Here is a 21228-nt window from a genome sequence, read left to right on the forward strand (position 1 = left end):
TCAATCAGTATTCAAACGGTGTGATGCAGTGTCAGCGGGCATGAACAGGGGCGTCAGCACCCAGGCCAGGCTCACGCCAATCAGCAAGGTCAGACCAAAAGCTCGCAGGGCCGGGGTGCCGGACAGCGCCAGCAAGCCGAAAGACAGCAAGGTGCAGGCCGCCGCAAGCGTGATGGACAAAAAAGGCGCGCTCAGATGAGGTTCGGGCTGCTCCAGCATGAAGATGCCGTAGTCCACCCCCAGGCCCAAAAGAATCAGCAAGGGCAGCACATGGAAGAGCTGCAAAGGCTGGTTCAACAAGGCCAACAGGGCCACAGTGAGCAGCGAGGCCAGAGCCGTGGGCGCCAAGGCGCGCCAGGCCGAGGCGCCAAAACGCCAAGCCAGTGCTGCCCAGACCAAGAGGTAGGCCAGCACGATGACGCCGGCCATGATATGCCGGTAGCGCCCCATCAGGCCCGAGACCTCCGCCACCTTGTCCACCCAGCGCACGCCCGCTTGCGGCGCGGACAAAGCCGCCAGGGCTTGCAATTTGGCGGCCGAATCGACCCCGCGCAAGAGCACCGCACTGGCATAGCCACCGGCGATGGAACCCAGCCATTGATGGCGCAGGGGCTCGGACACTGGGGCTTGCAGGAAGTCATGTAAACGCAGAGGCTTGGAGATGGGGTCAGGTCTTGCCTCGGGCTGCAGCTCTTGACCCAGACGCGTCGCTGCAAGGCTCAGAACTGCCGGCAGCGCTTGCGTGCGCAGGGCTGCATCGGCCTGCTGGCGGGCCTGGGAGGGAACCCAGTCCGACAAGGCTTGGTAACCCGCTAGCAAACCCCGAGCCTGCAGTTCATCCAGTTTGAGCTTGAGTGCCTCTTCGCGCTGCAGAACCTGCTCCTCCGAATCGCCCTGCACCAGAAAGAACTGCGCCACGCCGGGCAGGTCCATCAAGCGGCTCAGCTCGCGCTGCTGCGCCACCAAATCGGCCGGTGCGTTTTGCAGCAGGCGGATGTCATCATTGCTTTGCAGGCGCAAGCCACCCAGCAGCAAGATCAGGGCGAGGCCTAGGCCCAAGCCAGCACTGAAGCGATTGCGTCCCAGACTGGGCCAATACGCCCGCCGCCCGCCCAGCCAGCGCGAAAAGCGCGTCGTGTCCAAGCGCCCGCCGTCCAGCAGGGGGAACCACAGCATGACGCTGACGAAGGAGCAGATCAGACCCAGAGCCGAGAACAGGGCAATCTGCTGCAGGCCTGGGAAAGGCGTCACCGCCAGCAAGGCATAGCCTATGGCCGTGGTCAGCATGGCCAGCCACATCACCGAGGCTTGCCGGCGCAGCATGGCGAAGCGCTGTTCCGGGGCCAGGCCCAGACGGGCACAGAAGTAATTGGTGCCGTAGTTCTCGGCCACGCCCACCAGGCTGGCACCAAAGACCAGGGTGATCAGATGCAGGCGCTCAAACAACAGCGAGCAGATGGAGATGGCCGAGAGCAGGCCCACCACAATGGACAAGGTGACCAGCAAGCGCGGACGCAGGGAGCTGAAGGCAAACAGAGTCAGCACGATGATGCCTGCCAAGGAGCCCAGACCAATCGTGTGCACCTCGCGCTGGGCTTGCTCGGCCGCGGCGGCAGCGAACAGGGGCACGCCTATGGCCAGGACACGCACATCCTCGCCCAGGGCCTGGGCGGCCGCCTGGCCTTGGGCCAGCACCGGCTTCAAGGCCTGGCCACTGCCGCTGGCAAAGCCCGAGCCCTGTGTTTCCAGCATCAGCACGGCCCAGCTGCGCTCGCCCTCTTGCAAGATCAGGCGGCCGTTTTGCACCCGCACCCGGCTGAGCTGTGAACGCTCGGCGAGCCATTGACCAAAGAGATTGAGTGGGTCGCTCTGCCAGGAACCCACGCGCGGCTGCGACACCGGCATGTACAGAGCCGCCACCGCCTGCTCGGCCAGGGCTTGGGGCGCTTGCTCTTGCAGGGCTTTTCGGCCCGCCTGGCTGAGCAGGTGTTGGCGATGCGGGCTGAAGAAGTTCAGCCAATCGGCAGCGGCTTGCTCGCTCACGCGGTACTTCAGCTGCAAGCCCAATTCGCTTGCCTTGGCCAAGCGTTCGGCCATGGCGTCACCGGCCGCTTGCGCGCGCGTCTGATCGTTCGCCCCCACCATCACCACTACCCGGCGGGCACCGGCATCCGCCAAGCGGCGGGTGGCCTCGCTGACCAGCACATCGCGCTCGTCCTGCGGCAACATGGCCAGCACATCGGTATCGGGCGTGAAGCCGGAGGCCGTCCATAGCCAGACGTTGTGACCGGCCACGACCAGGGCCCAGGCCAGCCAGAGCCAGGCCAGCCAGCGCAGCCAGCGTGGGGGGGAGCTGGTTTCAGTCAAAGCGGGCTCGTTCGGTCGCGCTCAATTGGGCCGGCTCACTGCTTTGCTGGCTGAAGCGGATCTGCGTTTGATCGCCATTGGCCTCGTCGATGAGGATGCGGCGCACATGGCTATCGCCTTGCAGCTCGATGCGGCTCAAGAGGCTGGCCAGGGCCGCCTGCTTGGGCGTCAGCTTGAGCTGCCAGCTCTTGGCCTGCACCTGGCCGTTCAGGCTGAACAACTCCCCCAGCTGCGCCACATCACCGGCCAGCAAGGCAAACATCAGGCCATTGATCATCTTGACGGCGGGCTCTTTGTCAGCCTCCAGCTTGAAACTGACCGCGCCACCCTGGCGGGCCTGGATTTCCTTGCGCGTCAGACGCAGCTCGGAGGCAAAGGGCTCGCGGGTGCGCCAGAGCACGCCGCGCTCGCGGGAAACCAGAAAGTCCCCGCGCGAGACCAGGGGCTTGGCAAAACCCGGCACGCTCTTGCTTTGCTCGAACTCACCGCGCAAGACCTCGGGCTGGACCAAGCGGGCCCGGATCTCGGAGGCCAGATTGCCGCTTGAATTGGGCGTTTGCGCCAAGGCCTGAGAACTCAGGCCCAGCGTCGCCAGCATGATCAAAAATGCGCGTCTCATTGCGGCTCCACACCCAGGCAACGCCACAGCACCGGCGGGCAGATGTATTGCATCTCCTGCGTCTTCAAATCCACCGCCACTTGGGTGGTGTGAGCGCGGTGGATGATGCGGCCGCTGGCTTGGTCAAAGATCTTGTATTCGATCTTGAGTCGGTTCTCCCACTCCACAATCTCGGCGCGTATGCGCAACTTTTGCTTGAAAGTGGCCGGGCCAACGAACTTGCAGCGCATGTCCACGATGGGCCAGGCATAGCCCGAATCACGCATCTGCGGATAGTCGTAATTGAACCTGTCCAGCAAGGCGCAGCGCGCGATCTCCAGGTACTTGGCGTAGTTGCCATGCCAGACGATATTCATCGGGTCGAGATCGTGGAAGGTCGGCTCCAGCTCGACCTCAAGGCTCAACTCTGGGTGCGCTTTACTCATACAAGCTCCAGCGGCGTGCGCGGATGTCTTGCAACAGGCGCTGCAGATCGGCGTCCAGGGCGCGGTCTTCTTCGACCAGTGCGATTCGTTCGCTCAAAGCGGCCTGCATCTCGGCCAGGGCCGGGCTGAGCTCGATGGATTGCAGGCGCTGGCGCAGGCTCAAGCCCTGACGGGCAGCGATCAACAGGGCGGCCAGAACCTGCTCACTCAGGTCCAGCACGCGCAGGCAGTCACGCGCGGCGATGGTGCCCATGCTGACCTTGTCCTGGTTATGGCATTCGGTCGAGCGCGAGAACACCGAGGCCGGCATGGTCTGCTTCAAGGCCTCGGCCGTCCAGGCCGAGACGCTGATCTGCAAGGCCTTCAAGCCATGGTTGATGGCGGCGCGCTCGCCTGTGGCGCCGCTCAAATTACTGGGCAGGCCGTGATTGAAGCGGGTGTCAACCAACAAGGCCAACTGGCGATCGAGCAGATCGGCCACATTGGCCACCGCCGTCTTCAGCCCGTCCATGGCGAAGGCGATATGGCCGCCGTAGAAATGGCCGCCATGCAGGACCAGCTCATTGCGGGCGTCGATGATGGGGTTGTCGTTGGCGCTATTGAGCTCGTTCTCGATCAGCTGGCGGAAGAAGGGCAAGGCGTCTTGCAGCACGCCGATGACATGCGGGGCGCAACGCAGGGAGTAGCGGTCTTGCAGGCGCTGCTCGTTGCGGCTGGGGCGGTCGCTGGCCAGATCGGCGCGGATGCGGGCGGCGCAGAGTTGCTGGCCGGCATGGGGTTTGACGGCGAACAGCGCTTCATCGAAATGATGGGCATTGCCGGCGCTGGCCACCACATTGATGGCGGTCAGACGGGTGGCCAGGCGGGCCAGGTAGTCGGCGCGCTGCCAGGCCAGGCAGGCCAGGGCCGTCATCACCGCCGTGCCATTCATGATGGCCAGGCCTTCCTTGGGCCGCAGGCGCAGGGCCTGCATGCCGACGGCGGCCAGGGCGCTGGCCGCAGGCATGCGCTCGCCACGGAACAAGACTTCACGCTCACCGCAAAGCACGGCGGCGACGTAAGACAAGGGCGTGAGGTCACCGCTGGCGCCCACCGAGCCCTCGGAAGGAATCAGGGGCAGGATGTCATGGCGCAGCAGGCCTTCCAGCTGCATGAGCAAATCCACGCTGACGCCCGACATGCCTTGGCATAGCGAGGCCAGGCGGGTGGCCAGCACGGCGCGGGTCTGCACAGCATCGAGGAACTGCCCAGCGCCGCAGCCGTGATAGGTGTAGAGGTGATGGGGCAACTCGGCCACCAGGGCGGGCGGCACGGTGACGGTGCAGGAGTCGCCATAGCCGGTGGTGACGCCGTAGATCACGCCTTCTTCGGCCAGCAGGCGGGCCACAAAATCGGCCCCGGCCTGGATGCTTGCCCGGAACTCGGGCGCTTCGCTCAGGCAAGCCTCGGCCTGGCCCTGCGCGATCGCAGCGATGTCTTCGAGGCAGAGGCGCTGACCGTCAAAGATCACGCGGCGCTTGGATTCAGGATTGGACAGGGAGCTCATGGCCTTGGTCCCAGAAAGGGAAGAAATTGAACCAGTCATAGGGAGAACGTTGCAAGGCCAAGGCCAGCAGGTCCGCGTACTGCGCGGCGTATTGTTTCAGGGCCTCGTCGCGACGACCGCGCGGCAGTATCACCTGCTCGCTGAGCAGCTCGAAACGCAGGGCATAGCCTTGGCCCTCATGCAGGCAAGACAGCGAGTACAGCGGGCACTTCAGCAGGCTGGCCAAGACATAGGGTCCGACAGGGAAGTGAGCGGCATGGCCGAGAAAGTCCACCTCCACCGTCTTGCTCTGGCGCACCGGCACACGGTCACCGGCGATGGCGACGAACTCACCGGCCGAGACCTTGTCGGACAGCAGCATGGCCATGGCGGCATCGACCTCGCTGACCTCGATCAATTGCACCTGGCCACCCGGGTTGAGGCGCTGCAAAACGCGGTTGAAGTCTTGCGCATGGGCGGTGTGCACCAGCACATTGAGGCGGAAGTCCGGCAGCTCGGCCGCCAGGGCGCGGCACAGCTCCAGGCAGCCCATATGGGCGGTGATCAGAATGCCACCCTGCCCGCGCCGCGCCGCCTCGCGCAAGGCCTCGTGGCCAAAGCTCTGCACCTGCTCGGCCGGATATTTGCCGGCCATGGCCAGGAGCTTGTCCAGCATGGTCTCGGCAAACAAACCCACATGGCGCAGGCTTTGCCAGGCGCCCGGCGGCTTGGCGAAGACGCCCGTGTGCGCCTGCAGGCGTTGCAGATATTGCATGGACACGGCGCGCAATTGGGGCCGCAAGGCCCAGTGCAGCAAGAGCACGGGGGCCATGCAGCCACGAAAGAAGCGCCGGCCAGCCAAGCGATGCACCCAGTACAAAATCCAGATGCCCGCCACAAAGCTGTGCTCGCCCATCTGGGCCCAATGCCGGGACCGGTTCATCAGGCGCTCAGTCGCCGCCATAGCAGCAGGGGCAGGCGCAGCAACATGCCGAAGAACAGGCGCGTGTGCATCCAGGAGATCAAGACGTTGTCGTGCAGGGCTCGGAAGTGAGAAACCCCGTCGCTGGGATAGCTGACCCGGGTGGGCTGATTGAGCACCGGCACGCCGCGCCAGATCAGGCGCACGGCAATCTCCACGTCAAAGTCCATGCGGCGGCCGATGCGCACCTCCTTGATCAGGGCCACGGTGGGCGCTAGCGGATAGACGCGAAAGCCGCACATGGAATCGCGCAAGGCAAGCGACAAAGTGTTGATCCAGACCCAGATATGGGTGGCATAGCGCCCGTAAAGCCGCGCCTTGGGCACCGACTCGTCATAGATGGGGCAGCCGCACACAAAATGCTCGGGGTGTTGCTGGGCCAGGGCGATGAACCGGGGCACATCGCGCGCGTCGTGCTGGCCATCGGCATCGATCTGCAAGGCATGGGTCCAGCCCAGCACCTGGGCTTGGCACAGGCCAGCCATCATGGCGCCGCCCTTGCCTTGGTTCTGCGCCAGGCGCAGCAGATGCACGGCATCGGGCTCGGCAGCGTGGAGCTGGTCCAGCACGGCGGCACAGCCCGACTCGCTGCCGTCGTCCACCAACAAAACCTCCAGGCCATGGCTGCGCAAATCACGCAACACGGCGCCGACGGCTTCGCCATGGTTGTACACAGGGACGACCGCGCCCAGCTTCATGCGCTCGCCCCAAACACGACGCGGCCGCTGGCATGCACGCCCTTGCTGGACTCAAACTTGAAGCTGAGGCGTCCGCCTCCGGTACTGGTTTCGGCCTTGTAGGCCAGGCTCAGGCGTACGCTCATGCCGGGCGAGATGACTTGCTGGAACTTCAAGACCTCCAGCGCCTGAAACTGCGCGGGCATGGAAAAGAACTCGCGGCCAAAGCGTATGGCCCATTCCAGCTGCGCCACGCCGGGCAGCACGGGGGCGCCAGGGAAATGGCCGTCGAACTGCGGCAGGCTGGCATCGACCATCAAGCCCAGTTCCACCTCATCGGCTTGGGCTTTCAAGGTTCGCACCGAGGCGGGTCGACGTGGGTCAAACAGCGCCAACAACTGGGCCTGGGTGGCCTTGCCCTGGGTGTTGAGCGGCAAGGCACTGACGAAGCGCCAGCGACGCGGCGCCACCACGGCCTCCAGGCCTTGCAAGAGCGTGGCCCGCAAACGTTCCGCCAAGGCCTTGCGACCTGCGCTGTCGTGCACGGCCCAGCCCGCCTCATTGAGTTGGGCGATCACGGCCAATTGCTGGCGTGGCCCCGGCAGGCTCAAAACCCGCAGCTCCTGAATCCAGCCGCTGGCCATCAGCTGAGCTTCCAGCGCGCGCAAGGAAACACGCTTTTCCTCGATCTTCAAGATGCGATCCGCACGCCCGAGTAGGACGAACTGCTCGGCATCGTTTGCGGCAGGCGCCGCCTTGTCCTGGGTCAGGGTCCAGGCGCTATCGGGCAGATGCGGGGAGGAAATCTCCAACAGCTCTTCACCCGACTCTGCATCGCGCTGCAGTCGCCAGGACACACCGGGCAAGGCATTCCATGCCAAGCCTTGCCTTAAGTCTTGGGTGTCGCGCTGGCGCCAGGCTACACCGCCGGTTTCGCTGCTGCCGTAAACCTCGACCGGCGCTTGGCCAAACACCTGCTGGCACTCGGGCAAGGCCGTCTCGGGCAGAGGCCCGCCGGAAGAAAAGACTCGACGCAGGCCGCGCAAATCTACCGCAGGCAGGCGCTTGAGGTGGGCCGGGCTGGCGATCAAGACAGGGCCGGCTGCGGCCGAGCCGGCCTGCAAGGCCTCGGCCAGAGACTCAACAAAGGCGAGGCGCTGAGCCTGGAACACCCGGCCACTGGCCAGCGGCCAGAGCACGCGGAACAGCAGGCCGTAAATATGCTGGTGCGACACGGTGGCCCAGACCTCGCAGCTCAGCAAAGCCTGGCCAAAAGCCTGCTCCAAGCCCAAGACCTCGTCAAAGAGCTGGCCCAAGCGCTTGGGGATGGCGCAGGGCTCAGCCGTAGAGCCCGAGGTGAAGATCTGCAGCAGCTGGGCCTGTTCGTCCAGCTCGGCCCAGGGCTTGACTGGGGCCGAGCTGCCGGCCTGAATCTGCAAGCGCGGCACAGCGGGCTGAGCAGGGAACTCGCCTGCGAAGGCATCCACCGTGTGAGCCAAGCGTGCGAGCGTCAAGGGCAAGACATCGGCCGGCAAGACCACCTGCTTGCCCGCATGCCAGAGGCCAAACAAGGCGGCGGCGAAGTCAAAGCTATCCTCGATAAACAAGGCCACACGCGACCCGGCCAGCGCTTCGGCGGCGCTGCGCCAAGCGGCGGCCTGCGCTTCGAATTCAGCGAATGAGATGGCCTGGCCACCACGCTTGGCAAGCAGGCTTGCGGCTGGGCGGCCTTGGCTGAGCAGGCTGCGCAATGTGCCTATCTGGAATGCTTGCGTCATACAGAAATTTCAGGAACCCGCTGCTTTACGAACCGACTGGCGCACCAGCCACTCGGCGCCCATCAACAAGCCCATCAAAACATAGGCAATCAGACCGTTGTAAAGCGCCCATTGCGCATCGCTCGCCCACAAGCAGGTGGCCAAGGCGATGCTGCCGTTGAGGGCGAAGAACCCGCACCAGACTTGGGTCACGCGGGCGGTGTAGCGCACGCCTCGCGCGTCCAAGTTCGGCTCACGCAGACGCGCCAAGCGCTCGACCGCTGTGGGCGGGTGAAACAGGCTGGCTGCAAACACCAGCAGCAAAAGACTGTTGACCAGCACCGGGTAGAGCTTCAAAGGCAGGGCCGTATTGGCGACCATGCTCAGCAAGGCCAGCAGCAGCGCCGCTGCCGCCGCCCACCACCAAAAGCGGTCACGGCTGCCCAGGGCCCGCGCGACGGACAGGGCCGCCAGCAACAAGGCCATCCAGCGCGGCTCAAATCGCCCCAGGCCCAGATAGACGAGCAAGGGGTAGGCCGCAGTCAGGACGGCAACAAGAGCCGCGCGCATTCAGCCCTGGGCGCTGGCTGCCTGGGGGCTTCCCTCCCCTGCATCGGCCTGGATCAGGCCCTGCAAGGCGTTGATCACGTCCTGAAGCGTGCGCACGGCCTTGAAGGCCTCGGGCTGCAGGCGCTTGCCCACCAAGGGCTTGAGCTTGACGATCAGGTCGACCGCATCAATGCTGTCGATGTCCAGGTCTTCATACAGCCGTGCTTGCGGATGAATGCGCTCGGCCTCGATGTCAAAGGTCTCGATCAGAATGGCCCGCAGGCGTTCGAAAATTTCTTCGTTTGTCATGGTTTACTCCTTGCCCGGCAACGGAAGGCTTTTCGCTCACTTGCTGCGATTGGCGCTCACGAACTGAGCCAGCGCGCGAATGCTGGCAAAGTGCTGGCGCGCTTCCTTGGAGTCCGCCGACATGCTGACGCCGTACTTCTTTTGCAGGGCCAAACCCAATTCCAGGGCGTCGATAGAGTCCAGCCCCAAGCCATCCACAAACAAGGCTTGCTCAGCATCGATCTGCTCGGGGCTGAGATCCTCCAGATTCAAAGAAGCGATCAGCAGTTGTTTGATTTCCAACTCTAGTTCTTGCATGTCCCAGGCCATTCTTTTGAAAAGTATTCGGTCAAGTATGCGGTCAGGCGGCGCGCCGCCAGCCCCGGTTCACCGGCAGCTGACTCTAAAAACGGCGCGGCCGCCAAGTCCTCATCCACAGTAAAAACAAAGTGCAGCGGCCGGTCGGCCGCACGCCACCAGGCCACACCCTTGCTCAGGCCCAAGGGCTCGCAGCTGATGCGCACAGGCGTGATGGCGCGCTCAGCCCGAAGGGCGATCTGTGCCGCACCGCGCTGCAGCTTCAAGGGCTCGCCCGGTCGGCTGCGCGTGCCCTCAGGAAAAATGACGAGGTTACCGCCCGCCAGCATGCTGTCCATACAGGATTGCAGCAGTGCCGCGCCATCTTCGCTATTGCAGATATAGCCAGCCGCGCGCACCGGCCCTCGGGTGAAGGGGTTGTTGGCCAGGCCGCCACGCACCACACAGTCGGCATTGCGCAGCAGAGAAATCAGGATCACCACGTCGATCAGGGTCGGGTGATTGGCCAGCACCAGCAGGCCTTGGCGTGCCAGGCGCTCCCGCCCGCGAACCTCCACGCGGATCAGGCCCAGGCCACGCATCAACAAGACGAAGCTGGCAAAGCTGGTTTGAATCGCACGGCGAGCCCAGAGCACGCGTTTCGCGTGGTCTCTTTGCAATAGGTTCAGCGCCGGGAAAAAGATCAGGCGCAGCAGCAAGCCGCCCAGGCCGAATGCGGCGAAGGCGAAGGCCGTGGCGGGTACCCGCCAAGCGCGCTCAAACCAGGAGGGCAGCTTAGCTGCCATGGCGGGTCCAGAGCCAACTGGCATGAGGCGCATCTCGGCGCAACTGCGCGTCCCGCCCAAGGATGAAGCGCAAGACTTCCAGCCCCGCAGGCAAGGGGCTGGAGGCCATCGAAGTGGGGGCCGAAACTGGCGCGAGCGGCTGGGGCGCCAAGCTCAAGCCATGAGCCTGGCTTGCGCTCAATTGGCAAGCCCAGGCGTAGGGAGGGAAGCCGGCGGATTGAGGCTCATGCAATGCCAAAAACTCAGGCAGAGGCGCTTCAAAGAACACCACCAGCACTTTCTCGGCACCGTCGGCCAAGAGCGCCTGTGCCTCAACAAAAGCCGCCTCGGCAGAGAACTCACCGCCGCTGACGGCGAGATAGTTGCCGTGGTCACCGCGCGCGATCGAGTACAGCGCGCCAATGGCGTTGTGAACCGACAGGCTGAATGAAGTGGGCGAGAGCCCTTGCTCGGCAACCAGCGCCTCCAGCAAGTCCACCGAACGGCTCAACTCACCCCAGCGGGAAGCAAACACCACCGGCCCCTTGCCGCTGGCATCACTGGCCTGAGCCTGGTAAGCCGTCTGCAGGGCGATGCGAGCCAAAGCCTCCATGCGTCGCCGCATCATGGCGGGCATTTCGCTGAGCGCAGGCGTCGAGGCCTGCCCTTCCTGATCAGGAAAGGCTTGCTGGGACGGCTGGGCGAACCAGTTCAACCAAGCCTCTTGGCTCGGCAAACCAGGGGCCCAGGCGGCCCATGCGTCGACGCAAAATTTTGCACTCATCGTGATGAGCGTTGTTCACTCGTTGAAACAAAACCGCCGCGATGATTCGCGGCGGTTTCATGGGGCTGAAGGCCGGGGCCGATTTGATCAGCCCAGCATTTGTATCGAAACTGGGGCCTTCAGCAGCCACAAGCCCCTTCCGGGACTTGTGCGCAGCCTCAGCGCTTGCGGAACTTCTGCAATGCCGCGATCTGAGCAGCCATGACGGCGAACTCGCTTTGTGCGGCGGCGAAGTCGATGTCGGACTTGGCGTTCTTCATCGCTTCTTCGGCCAGCTTCTTGGCTTCATTGGCCTTGGCTTCGTCCAGGTCCTTGCCGCGGATGGCGGTGTCGGCCAGCACGGTCACCGTGCCGGGTTGCACTTCCAGAATGCCACCAGCCACGAAGACAAACTCTTCGCCGCCATCAGCCTTCTCGATGCGCACAGCACCCGGCTTGATGCGGGTGATGAAGGGCGTGTGCTTGGGCAAGATGCCCAGCTCGCCGCTTTCGCCCGGCAGTGCAACAAACTTGGCCTCGCCGGAGAAGATTTGCTCTTCGGCGGAAACCACATCCACATGGATAGTTGCCATATCAATCTTCCTTTAGCGTGACAAAAAGGTTCAGACAGCTTGTCTAGTCAAAGAGGACAGAGCCCTTGGAGGTTAGGGCCTCCGTCAGCTCCGTCCCTCAAGACCTTAGGACAGCTTCTTGGCCTTCTCAAACGCCTCGTCGATGGTGCCAACCATGTAGAAGGCCTGCTCGGGCAAGTGGTCGCACTCGCCGGCAACAATCATCTTGAAGCCGCGGATGGTTTCCTTCAGGGGCACGTACTTGCCGGGCGAGCCGGTGAAGACTTCGGCCACGTGGAAAGGCTGCGACAGGAAACGCTGGATCTTACGAGCGCGGCTCACGGCCAGCTTGTCTTCAGGAGACAGCTCGTCCATACCCAGAATCGCGATGATGTCGCGCAGTTCCTTGTAGCGCTGCAGCACTTGCTGAACACCACGGGCGGTCAAGTAGTGCTCTTCGCCGACCACGTTCGGGTCCAGCTGACGCGAGGTCGAGTCCAGCGGGTCCACGGCGGGGTAGATACCCAGCGAAGCGATGTCACGCGACAACACGACGGTGGAGTCCAAGTGGGCGAAGGTCGTGGCAGGCGAGGGGTCGGTCAAGTCATCCGCAGGGACGTAAACGGCCTGGATGGAGGTGATCGAACCGACCTTGGTCGAGGTAATACGCTCTTGCAGACGGCCCATTTCCTCGGCCAGCGTAGGCTGGTAGCCCACGGCGGAAGGCATACGGCCCAGCAGAGCGGACACTTCGGTACCGGCCAGGGTGTAGCGGTAGATGTTGTCCACGAAGAACAGCACGTCCTTGCCTTCATCACGGAAGGACTCGGCAATGGTCAGACCGGTCAGGGCCACGCGCAGACGGTTGCCCGGAGGCTCATTCATCTGACCGTAAACCATGGCGACCTTGGAGTCTTCGAGCTTCTCGAGGTTCACGACGCCCGAATCGGCCATTTCGTGATAGAAGTCGTTGCCCTCACGGGTACGCTCGCCCACACCAGCAAACACCGACAGACCGCTGTGGGCCTTGGCGATGTTGTTGATGAGTTCCATCATGTTCACGGTCTTGCCCACACCGGCGCCACCGAACAGACCCACCTTGCCGCCCTTGGCGAACGGGCAGATCAGGTCGATCACCTTGATGCCGGTTTCCAGCAGCTCTTGCGAGGGGCTCAGTTCGTCGTAAGCGGGAGCTTGACGGTGGATGGACGCGATTTGCGTCTGTGCCACGGGACCACGTTCGTCGATGGGCGAGCCCAGCACGTCCATGATGCGACCCAGGGTGGCCTTGCCGACCGGGACCTGGATGTTTTCACCGGTGTTGAAGACTTCGGTGCCGCGGCGCAGGCCGTCAGACGAGCCCAGGGCAATGGTACGCACCACGCCGTCGCCCAGCTGCTGCTGGACTTCCAGCGTCAGCGTAGAGCCTTGCATCTTCAGCGCGTCATAGACCTTCGGCATCTGGTTGCGGGGGAACTCCACGTCCACCACCGCGCCAATGCACTGAACGATCTTGCCAACGGCGTTGGTTTGAGTGTTCGACATATCGATTCCTTAAACAATCAGTATTCGTTGCGTATGACGTGCAGCATCAGCCTACGGCTGCTGCGCCGCTGACGATTTCAGACAGTTCCTTGGTAATGGCGGCTTGACGGGTCTTGTTGTAGACCAGCTTCAGCTCACCAATCAAGGTGCCGGCGTTGTCGGTTGCGGCCTTCATCGCCACCATGCGTGCCGATTGCTCGGACGCCATGTTCTCTGCCACGGCCTGGTAAACCAAGGCCTCGGTGTAGCGCAGCAGCAGCTCGTCGATCACGGTCTGAGCATCGGGCTCATAGATGTAATCCCACGAGTGCTCGCCGCCAGCGGTCTTCATGCCTTCGGTGCTCAGCGGCAAGAGCTGCTGAACCACGGGTTCCTGCTTCATCGTGTTGATGAAACGGGTGTAGCAGAGGTAGACGGCGGACAGCTTGCCTTCGGCATACGCGTCCAGCAGCACCTTGACCGGGCCGATGATCTTCTCGATATGCGGCTGATCACCCATCTGGGTGACATGAGCCACCACCTTGGCGCCCACGCGGTTCATAAAGCCCAAGCCCTTGTTGCCGATGGCAACGACCTCAGCCTTTTGACCCGCAGCTTCCAAGTCTTTCAACTTGGTCGTCGCAGCGCGCAAGAGATTGGTATTCAAACCACCGCACAGACCCTTGTCGGTCGTCACCACCACAAAACCGACTGCCTTGGCGCCTTCGTTCTTGACGAGGAAGGCGTGCTGGTACTCGGGATTGGCCTGGGCGAGATTGGCGGCGATATTGCCGATCTTCTCGCTGTAGGGACGGGCCGCACGCATGCGCTCCTGCGCCTTGCGCATCTTGGAGGCAGCGACCATTTCCATGGCCTTGGTGATCTTTTTGGTGTTCTCGACCGACTTGATCTTGCCGCGAATTTCCTTGCTTGATGCCATGATTTCTCCTGTTCAGATGGGGCGGCGCAGCGCTTGGTGCTTGTTCCGCCCCGTCATGGGCATTAAGCGAAAGACTTCTTGAACGTGGTGATCGCAGCGTTCAGCTCGGCTTCAGCATCCTTGTCCATGGCCTTGTCGGCTTCCAGCTTGGCCAGCAGAGCGGCGTGGCTGGTTTTCAGGAACTGGTGCAGGCCATGCTCGAAAGCCAAAACCTTCTTCACGTCCAGGCTGTCCATAAAGCCCTTGTTCACCGCGTACAGCGTCGCGCCCATCAGGCTGATCGGCAGCGGCGAGTACTGAGCTTGCTTGAGCAGCTCGGTCACGCGGGCACCACGGTCCAGCTGCTTGCGGGTGGACTCGTCCAGATCGGAAGCGAACTGCGCGAAGGCAGCCAGTTCACGGTACTGGGCCAAGTCGGTACGGATACCGCCGGACAGGGACTTGATCAGCTTGGTCTGAGCAGCACCACCCACGCGCGACACCGAGATACCGGCGTTAATGGCGGGACGGATACCGGCGTTGAACAGGCTGGTTTCCAGGAAGATCTGACCGTCGGTAATCGAAATCACGTTGGTCGGAACGAAGGCGGACACGTCACCGGCTTGCGTCTCAATGATAGGCAGAGCGGTCAGCGAACCGGTCTTGCCCTTCACTTCGCCCTTGGTGAAAGCTTCGACGTAGTCGGCGTTCACACGAGCGGCACGCTCAAGCAGACGGCTGTGCAGATAGAACACGTCGCCAGGATAGGCTTCACGGCCCGGAGGACGACGCAGCAGCAGCGAGACCTGACGGTAAGCCACGGCTTGCTTGGACAGATCGTCATAAACGATCAGCGCGTCTTGACCGCGGTCGCGGAAGTACTCGCCCATCGTGCAGCCCGAGTAGGCCGAGACGTACTGCATGGCAGCAGATTCAGAGGCCGAGGCCGCCACGACGATGGTGTATTCCATCGCGCCGTTGGCTTCCAGAGCACGCACCACGTTCTTGATCGACGAAGCCTTCTGGCCGATCGCAACGTAGATGCAGGTCATGTTCTGACCCTTCTGGCTGATGATGGCGTCGATGGCGACGGCCGTCTTACCAGTCTGGCGGTCGCCAATGATCAGCTCGCGCTGGCCACGGCCGACGGGCACCATGGAGTCGATGGACTTCAGGCCGGTTTGCATCGGCTGGTCCACAGACTTACGGGCGATCACGCCGGGAGCGACCTTCTCGATCACGTCCGTCATCTTGGCGTTGATCGGGCCCTTGCCGTCGATGGGGTGACCCAGGGCGTTGACCACACGGCCAACCAGTTCAGGGCCGACCGGCACTTCCAGAATGCGGCCCGTGCACTTCACGGTGTCGCCTTCGGAGATGTGCTCGTAGGCACCCAGAATCACCGAACCCACGGAGTCACGCTCCAGGTTCAGAGCCAGGCCGTAGGTCGGCTGGCCGTCGGCGCCGGCGGGGAACTCCAGCATTTCGCCTTGCATCACGTCGGACAGACCATGGATGCGGCAGATGCCATCGGAAACGGACACGACCGTGCCCTGGTTACGGACGTCGGTCGAAGCGCCAAGACCCTCAATGCGGCTCTTGATCAGTTCGGAAATTTCAGCAGGATTCAAATTCATTGCTATGGCTCCCACCTGGACTCACGTGCTGTTTCCAGCGCCGGGCACAGGGATGAACGGTTAGGTGTCGTCGTCGCGCGTGTTGCTTTTCGTCGTTGCCGACGATCAGGCGGTGAGCGCCACTTTCATGCGTTCCAGGCGGTGCTTGACCGAGGTGTCCAGCACCTCATCGCCAACCACCACACGGATACCGCCGATCAGCGACGGCTCCAGCGTGACTTGGGGCAAGAGCTTGCGACCGAAACGCTTCTCCAGCGATGCCAGCACCTCGGCCAGCTGAGCTGGCTCAATGGCGTAGGCACTGAAGATGTGCGCATCAGCCACGCCCGCTGCGGCATTGGCCAGAACATGGAACTGTTCGACCACAGCCGGCAGCGCGGTAAGGCGGCCATTGGCAATCACCGTCTGCACAAAGTTCTGCAACTCCGTGCTGAGGTCTTGCTTGGCAGCGGCCGTCAAGACGGCCAACACCTGCTCGGGCGTGGACTTAGGGCTGTCAGCGAACTGGCGCAGGTCGGCGTCTTGCGCCACCTGAGCCAGCACGTCGAGCTGACGACCCCAGGCTTGCACATCATGCTTCTGGGCGACTTGGAAAAGCGCTTCAGCGTACGGGCGGGCAATGGTTGCGAGCTCAGCCATGATTACAGCTCCGTCTTCAGACGGCCCAGCAATTCGGCATGCACGCTGGCATTGACCTCACGCTGCAGAATCTGCTCGGCACCCTTGACGGCCAGTGCTGCCACTTGCTCACGCAGGGCCTCACGGGCACGCACGGTTTGCTGCTCGGCTTCGGCCTTGGCAGCAGCCACGATCTTGGCGCCTTCTTCTTCTGCACGCTTCTTCGCGTCTTCGACGATGGCCAGGCCGCGCTTTTCGGCGTCGGCCAATTGCTTGGTCGTCTCGGTGCGCGCTTGGCTCAATTGCTCGTCAACGCGCTTGTTGGCGGTAGCCAACTCGCTCTTGGCCTTATCGGCCGCAGCCAAACCATCAGCGATTTTTTGCGCACGCTCATCCAAGGCCTTCGTGATCGGAGGCCAGATGTAGCGCATGGTGAACCACACAAGGATCGCGAAAACGATCGCTTGCAGGAACAGGGTTGCATTGATATTCACAGAGCTATCCTTTCAGCCGTGAAAGGTTGGCCGCTCAATTAGATGGCGAAGGGCTTGGCGAAGGCGAACAGCAGCGCGATAGCAACGCCGATCAGGAAAGCCGCGTCGATCAGACCAGCCAAGATGAACATCTTGGTTTGCAGTTCGTTCATCAGCTCAGGCTGGCGAGCCGACGATTCCAGGAACTTGCCGCCCATCAGTGCGATACCGATCGAAGCGCCCAGAGCGCCCAGACCAACGATGAGACCGCAAGCCAGCGCGACGAGACCGAGGATGTTTTCCATGATTTGCTCCTGAATGGATTTAAGAAAGAAAGGGAAAAGGTAAAACTAGAGAGAAAAAAGAATTTGATCAGCTTTCGATCAGACCCTTCGTACCAAGCGGCTGCTTAGTGCGAATCGTGAGCCTGGCCGGTGTAGATCAAGGTCAACATCATGAAGATGAAGGCCTGCAAGGTGATGATCAGGATGTGGAACAGGGTCCACACCGTGCCCGCCACCAGATGGCCGACGCCCAGCCAGAAGCCACCCGACAAGGGGTTCAGCTCCCAGGCCCAGACGCCACCCATCAGCGCGATCAACATGAACACCAGCTCGCCAGCGAACATATTGCCGAACAACCGCATGCCGTGAGACACGGTCTTGGCGGCAAACTCGATCATCTGCATCAAGAAGTTGATCGGGTAGAGGAACCACTTGTCACCGAAGGGAGCTGCCAGCAGCTCGTGCGTCCAGCCGCCGATGCCCTTGATCTTGATGCTGTAGAAGAAGCACATGATCAAGACGCTGGTCGACAGACCCAGGGTGGTCGACAAGTCGGCCGTGGGCACGACACGCATATAAGCGTGGTGTGCATCATGGCCCATGGAAGCGTAAACATGGGTCCAGGCGCTGGGGAGCAGGTCCACCGGCAGCATGTCCATGAAGTTCATCAGGAAGATCCAGACAAACACGGTCAGCGCCAGAGGCGAGATGACCTTGCGGCTGGCAGCGTTGTGGATCACGCCCTTGGCCTGGTTCTCGACCATCTCGGACAAGATTTCCACGGCAGCTTGGAAGCGGCCCGGCACGCCAGACGTGGCCTTGCGGGCGGCACGCCACAAAATAAAGCAACCCAGCACGCCCAGGATCACCGAGTAAATCAGTGAGTCCAGATTGAACAGGCTGAAGTCAACAATGCTGGTTTGCTTGACCGCTTCACCAGAGAAGTTCATCTGCATGTGCTGCAGATGGTGCTGGATATATTCGCCCGCGTTCGGTGCGTGTCCTTCGGCTGCCATTGTCAGTTACCGTCCCGCTGTTTTTTGTTTCAACCGACCCTGCAAAAGCAGGGCCAACCAATTAACTTTCAAGCACCCGATCAAAGCCACCAACAAGGCCGGCCAACTCAGATCAGGCATCCATCTCACGATCGCTGCAAGCATTGCAACGCTCGACATAATTTTGATCAGCTCCCAAAACATGAATCCCAACACCTCGGCGCCAGGAACCGCTCTGGAGAGCCCGGTCATGCCCCAGGCCATCATGGCATTGGGCAAAACCACGGCAGCCGCACCCGCAAGTGCCGACCACCCTTTGCTGGCCTGCCCGGTCACCAACAACCACAGCAAAGCCATCACCACCCCCATCACCGCTTGCGCGATGACCACCCGCCACGGCGACAGCGGCGGATGCTTGGCTCGCAAGGCTTGCGCCTCTTCGCGCGTCAAGGCCTTGAAAGAATCTTCTTCAACCTCATCATCATCCCAAGCCAGGGCGGACGTGTGATTCTGCACACCTTGGCTTACAGCGGCATTTCGACCGCCGGATGGAGGTTGCTTTGCTTCCGAGCCATTTCCGACCACCACTTCCTGCTCGGCAGGCTGCGGCGCATTGCTTCTGAGATCACCCATGACTTTTGGAACGCCCGGCGGCAAAACCCAAAGATTATATGTGGAAACCCGCAACTTTGGGACAGCCCCTGCTCTCGCCGGCCCCTGGCGACATCGGCGGGCGCACAGATTGAGGGCGCGGCCGCTGTTGAAAATGGGGCAACTCAGCCCTTGAGGCGCACGCTTTGCGGGGCCAAGCCGGGCACATCCACCCGCACTTTGAGCACGCAGCCCGCCCAGGGTTGGGCCGCTAATTCTTCGGCGGGACGCTTCTCCCGCGCCGTGGTGATGTAGAGGGTGCGCAGATCGCTGTCACCAAAACTGGGCATGGTCGGGCAGGCCACCGGCAGACGCAGCTCACGCAAGACCTGACCCTCGGGCGAGAGGCGCAGCAGGCGTTGCCCCTCAAACATCGCCACCCAGTAGCAACCTTCCACGTCCATCGCCGCGCCATCGGGCCGGCCACCGTAATCGGCCAAGGCCTGCTCGGGCGGACGTACAGGAAAACGGGCAAAGACTCGACGCTCGCCCAAACGGCCAGTCAGCGCATCAAAGGCGAAGACATAGATCTCATGAGCCTTGGTGTCCGACCAGTACAAGCGGCTTTGATCCGGGCTCCAGGCCAGGCCGTTGGAGGTGACGATGCCTTCCGCCAAGCTTGCAAACTCGCCGGCCGCATAACGGTACAGCCCAGCGTGCGGCTGACGCACATCATCGATGGTGCCGACCCAGAAGCGCCCCTGCGCATCGGGCTTGCCATCGTTGAAGCGCTGTCGAGCCGAATCAAAGGGCGCAGCTGCCAGCTGGGTATGTGCGCCGCTTGCGGTATCGAGGCGCCAAAGGCCGTTGCGCTGGGCTACGAGCAAGCCACCGCCCTCCTCGGCCGCGATCAAGGCGATGCAACCCGGCTCGCTATCCAACTGCCAATGCCGCAACACGCCGCTGGCCGGATGCAGGCGCAAGACCTGGCGGGCGGCAATGTCCACGTAGTAAAGCGCCTGCTCCTGCTCATGCCACAGCGGAGACTCTCCCAGGGTGGCGGGCTGGGAGCCGGCCAATTCGATCTGGAACAAGGTGTCGGCGAAAGAGGAACTCATGGCAGGCAAAGGCTTGGGGACGGGAGAGGTTGGCCATCCTAAGCTGGTAACCGCCTGAAACTCACTTGCGCGGTTCAGTTCAGCTCGGCCTTCAAATAGTGCGCACCGGCAATCGGGTTGAAGTAGTAAGGCGGCACCGACTCGAAGCCCAGGCTTTCGTAGAGTCCGCGGGCGGCCTCCATATCGTCCAAGGTGTCCAGCAGCATGGAGGAATAACCCGCCTGCGTGGCGGCATCCAAGAGCCCCTGGGCCAGCACACGCCCCAGGCCGAAGCGGCGAAACGCCGGGCGCACATACAAGCGCTTCATTTCGCAGGCATTGGGGTAATCGACCTCGGGCAGATTACGAAAGCCACCGCAGCCCGCGACGGCGCCATCGACCAGCGCCAGCAAAAAGCCGCCCGAGGGTTCAGCGTACTGGCCGGGCAAGGACTGCAACTCCTCATCGAAATCCTGGAAGCACAAGTCCACCGTCAGGCTCTTGCGGTACTCGGCCAGGATCTCCCTGACCGCGAGCCAATCGGCATCGGAGCTGGGAGCAAGCAGTGTGATTTCGACTTGAGTCATGGTGTGGGGTGCGAGTCGGCAGTTTACTCAAGCCCGCTGAAAGCCAACATCAAGGCCCGACTCCGGAGCCAACAGCCCCCACCAACCAAGCAACGGCCAGGCCGCTGAGGGCCAGCAAGGCCAGGGCCAATAGACGCTGCGGCCAAGCATCTCGCGCCGGCTCCACCGGCTCGGCCAGCAGTTGGTCACCGCTCAGCATGGGGCCGAGCAAATCCTTTTTCTTGATCCAGCGATGAAACAAGATGGCCGCGATATGCAGGCCCAGCAAGCCAAACACGCCCCACTGACCCCAAGTCGTGTGATGCGCCGTCCAGACCTCGCTGGTGGCGCTGCTGACTTTGGCAACCAGGGGGCCGGCGGTGGCGATCTGGTCATCGGCAATCAGGCCCGAAGCCGCTTGCAAAAGCAGCCAGGCCAGCATGGCCAGGACCGACAGCGCCCCCAGGGGGTTATGCCCCACCTCAAAGCGATCACCAGCGCGGGCTTGATGGCGCAGATAACGCCACAGCGCGGCAGGGCCGTAGACAAAGCGGGAAAACCGCGACCAACGCCCACCCACCACACCCCAAAGCACGCGAAAGCCCAGCAAAGCCAGGACGCAATAGCCAGCGCGCATATGCCAGACCATGGCGTTGCCCCCCAGCTTGGCACTCAGCACCGCCACCGTGACGGCCAGTACCAGGCCCCAGTGGAACAAGCGGGTAGGCAAGTCCCAGACGCGGATGCGCTGCAGCCTTTGTTCTAGTGCCATGAGTGGCCAAGCTCGGTTTCAAGATCAAACATGGGGCAAACGATAGCGCATCGGCGAGCAGAAATCTTGTGAGCTCCCTAAACTCCACCCTGGCTGGCAAGGCCTGACCCTCACCCCTTCGTTCCAACCCTCTCACCCAAGGACTC

General features: G+C 62.5%; 24 protein-coding genes. All 24 read right to left on the bottom strand.

Annotated elements, in window-relative coordinates; genetic code table 11:
- The gene (locus DBR47_RS18500; protein WP_124452798.1) at positions 1-2367 is read right to left on the bottom strand and encodes an MMPL family transporter; all 2367 of its coding nucleotides are present in this window, start codon (positions 2365-2367) and stop codon (positions 1-3) included.
- On the bottom strand, positions 2360-2986 hold the full coding sequence (locus DBR47_RS18505) for an outer membrane lipoprotein carrier protein LolA (RefSeq protein ID WP_124452800.1): 627 nt from the start codon (positions 2984-2986) through the stop codon (positions 2360-2362). The genes DBR47_RS18500 and DBR47_RS18505 overlap by 8 nt, the downstream gene beginning before the upstream one ends.
- Entirely contained in the window at positions 2983-3411 is a 429-nt protein-coding gene (locus tag DBR47_RS18510; protein WP_124452803.1) for a thioesterase family protein, read from the bottom strand. The genes DBR47_RS18505 and DBR47_RS18510 overlap by 4 nt, the downstream gene beginning before the upstream one ends.
- Positions 3404-4957, bottom strand: coding sequence for a histidine ammonia-lyase (hutH, locus tag DBR47_RS18515; RefSeq protein ID WP_124452804.1), 1554 nt, complete (start codon positions 4955-4957; stop codon positions 3404-3406). Before hutH ends, DBR47_RS18510 begins: the two co-directional genes overlap by 8 nt.
- Positions 4935-5879, bottom strand: a complete 945-nt coding sequence (locus DBR47_RS18520; RefSeq protein ID WP_231512391.1) for an acyltransferase — start codon at positions 5877-5879, stop codon at positions 4935-4937. The genes hutH and DBR47_RS18520 overlap by 23 nt, the downstream gene beginning before the upstream one ends.
- Positions 5879-6616: a glycosyltransferase family 2 protein gene (locus tag DBR47_RS18525; protein ID WP_124452808.1), complete on the bottom strand. Its 738-nt coding sequence runs from the start codon at positions 6614-6616 to the stop codon at positions 5879-5881. The genes DBR47_RS18520 and DBR47_RS18525 overlap by 1 nt, the downstream gene beginning before the upstream one ends.
- Entirely contained in the window at positions 6613-8373 is a 1761-nt protein-coding gene (locus DBR47_RS18530) for an AMP-binding protein (RefSeq protein ID WP_124452810.1), read from the bottom strand. Before DBR47_RS18530 ends, DBR47_RS18525 begins: the two co-directional genes overlap by 4 nt.
- A 9-nt stretch (positions 8374-8382) precedes the next feature.
- On the bottom strand, positions 8383-8922 hold the full coding sequence (locus DBR47_RS18535; protein WP_124452812.1) for a hypothetical protein: 540 nt from the start codon (positions 8920-8922) through the stop codon (positions 8383-8385).
- The gene (locus DBR47_RS18540; RefSeq protein ID WP_124452814.1) at positions 8923-9210 is read right to left on the bottom strand and encodes an acyl carrier protein; all 288 of its coding nucleotides are present in this window, start codon (positions 9208-9210) and stop codon (positions 8923-8925) included.
- A gap of 36 nt (positions 9211-9246) precedes the next feature.
- Positions 9247-9507 carry a phosphopantetheine-binding protein gene (locus DBR47_RS18545; RefSeq protein ID WP_124452816.1) on the bottom strand — a complete coding sequence of 87 codons (261 nt, stop codon included), beginning with the start codon at positions 9505-9507 and terminating at the stop codon, positions 9247-9249.
- Positions 9495-10292: a 1-acyl-sn-glycerol-3-phosphate acyltransferase gene (locus DBR47_RS18550; protein ID WP_124452819.1), complete on the bottom strand. Its 798-nt coding sequence runs from the start codon at positions 10290-10292 to the stop codon at positions 9495-9497. Before DBR47_RS18550 ends, DBR47_RS18545 begins: the two co-directional genes overlap by 13 nt.
- Entirely contained in the window at positions 10282-11055 is a 774-nt protein-coding gene (locus tag DBR47_RS18555; protein ID WP_124452821.1) for a beta-ketoacyl synthase chain length factor, read from the bottom strand. The genes DBR47_RS18550 and DBR47_RS18555 overlap by 11 nt, the downstream gene beginning before the upstream one ends.
- Before the next feature lie 158 nt (positions 11056-11213).
- Entirely contained in the window at positions 11214-11627 is a 414-nt protein-coding gene (locus DBR47_RS18560; protein WP_124452823.1) for a F0F1 ATP synthase subunit epsilon, read from the bottom strand.
- Positions 11628-11732: 105 nt separating this feature from the next.
- Positions 11733-13157 carry a F0F1 ATP synthase subunit beta gene (atpD, locus tag DBR47_RS18565; RefSeq protein ID WP_197047168.1) on the bottom strand — a complete coding sequence of 475 codons (1425 nt, stop codon included), beginning with the start codon at positions 13155-13157 and terminating at the stop codon, positions 11733-11735.
- Positions 13158-13197: 40 nt separating this feature from the next.
- Complete coding sequence (gene atpG / locus DBR47_RS18570; RefSeq protein WP_124452827.1) at positions 13198-14070, bottom strand: F0F1 ATP synthase subunit gamma; 873 nt, start codon at positions 14068-14070, stop codon at positions 13198-13200.
- A 62-nt stretch (positions 14071-14132) separates the two neighbouring features.
- Positions 14133-15686 (bottom strand): F0F1 ATP synthase subunit alpha, encoded by a 1554-nt coding sequence (gene atpA, locus DBR47_RS18575; RefSeq protein WP_124452829.1) that lies wholly within the window; start codon positions 15684-15686, stop codon positions 14133-14135.
- Between the two features lie 105 nt (positions 15687-15791).
- Positions 15792-16325: a F0F1 ATP synthase subunit delta gene (locus tag DBR47_RS18580; protein ID WP_124452831.1), complete on the bottom strand. Its 534-nt coding sequence runs from the start codon at positions 16323-16325 to the stop codon at positions 15792-15794.
- Positions 16326-16327: 2 nt separating this feature from the next.
- On the bottom strand, positions 16328-16798 hold the full coding sequence (locus tag DBR47_RS18585; RefSeq protein WP_124452833.1) for a F0F1 ATP synthase subunit B: 471 nt from the start codon (positions 16796-16798) through the stop codon (positions 16328-16330).
- A 38-nt stretch (positions 16799-16836) separates the two neighbouring features.
- Positions 16837-17082: a F0F1 ATP synthase subunit C gene (gene atpE / locus DBR47_RS18590; protein WP_058721792.1), complete on the bottom strand. Its 246-nt coding sequence runs from the start codon at positions 17080-17082 to the stop codon at positions 16837-16839.
- A 104-nt stretch (positions 17083-17186) separates the two neighbouring features.
- Positions 17187-18077, bottom strand: coding sequence for a F0F1 ATP synthase subunit A (gene atpB / locus DBR47_RS18595; RefSeq protein ID WP_124452835.1), 891 nt, complete (start codon positions 18075-18077; stop codon positions 17187-17189).
- A 6-nt stretch (positions 18078-18083) separates the two neighbouring features.
- The gene (locus DBR47_RS18600) at positions 18084-18689 is read right to left on the bottom strand and encodes an ATP synthase subunit I (RefSeq protein WP_124452837.1); all 606 of its coding nucleotides are present in this window, start codon (positions 18687-18689) and stop codon (positions 18084-18086) included.
- Between the two features lie 143 nt (positions 18690-18832).
- Positions 18833-19765 carry an SMP-30/gluconolactonase/LRE family protein gene (locus tag DBR47_RS18605; RefSeq protein ID WP_124452839.1) on the bottom strand — a complete coding sequence of 311 codons (933 nt, stop codon included), beginning with the start codon at positions 19763-19765 and terminating at the stop codon, positions 18833-18835.
- A gap of 74 nt (positions 19766-19839) precedes the next feature.
- Entirely contained in the window at positions 19840-20331 is a 492-nt protein-coding gene (locus tag DBR47_RS18610) for a GNAT family N-acetyltransferase (protein ID WP_124452841.1), read from the bottom strand.
- Positions 20332-20380: 49 nt separating this feature from the next.
- Positions 20381-21082 (bottom strand): cytochrome b/b6 domain-containing protein, encoded by a 702-nt coding sequence (locus tag DBR47_RS18615; protein WP_124452843.1) that lies wholly within the window; start codon positions 21080-21082, stop codon positions 20381-20383.
- Positions 21083-21228 lie beyond the last annotated feature (146 nt).

It is taken from the genome of Paucibacter sp. KBW04, assembly GCF_003852425.1.
Lineage (GTDB): Bacteria > Pseudomonadota > Gammaproteobacteria > Burkholderiales > Burkholderiaceae_C > Paucibacter_A.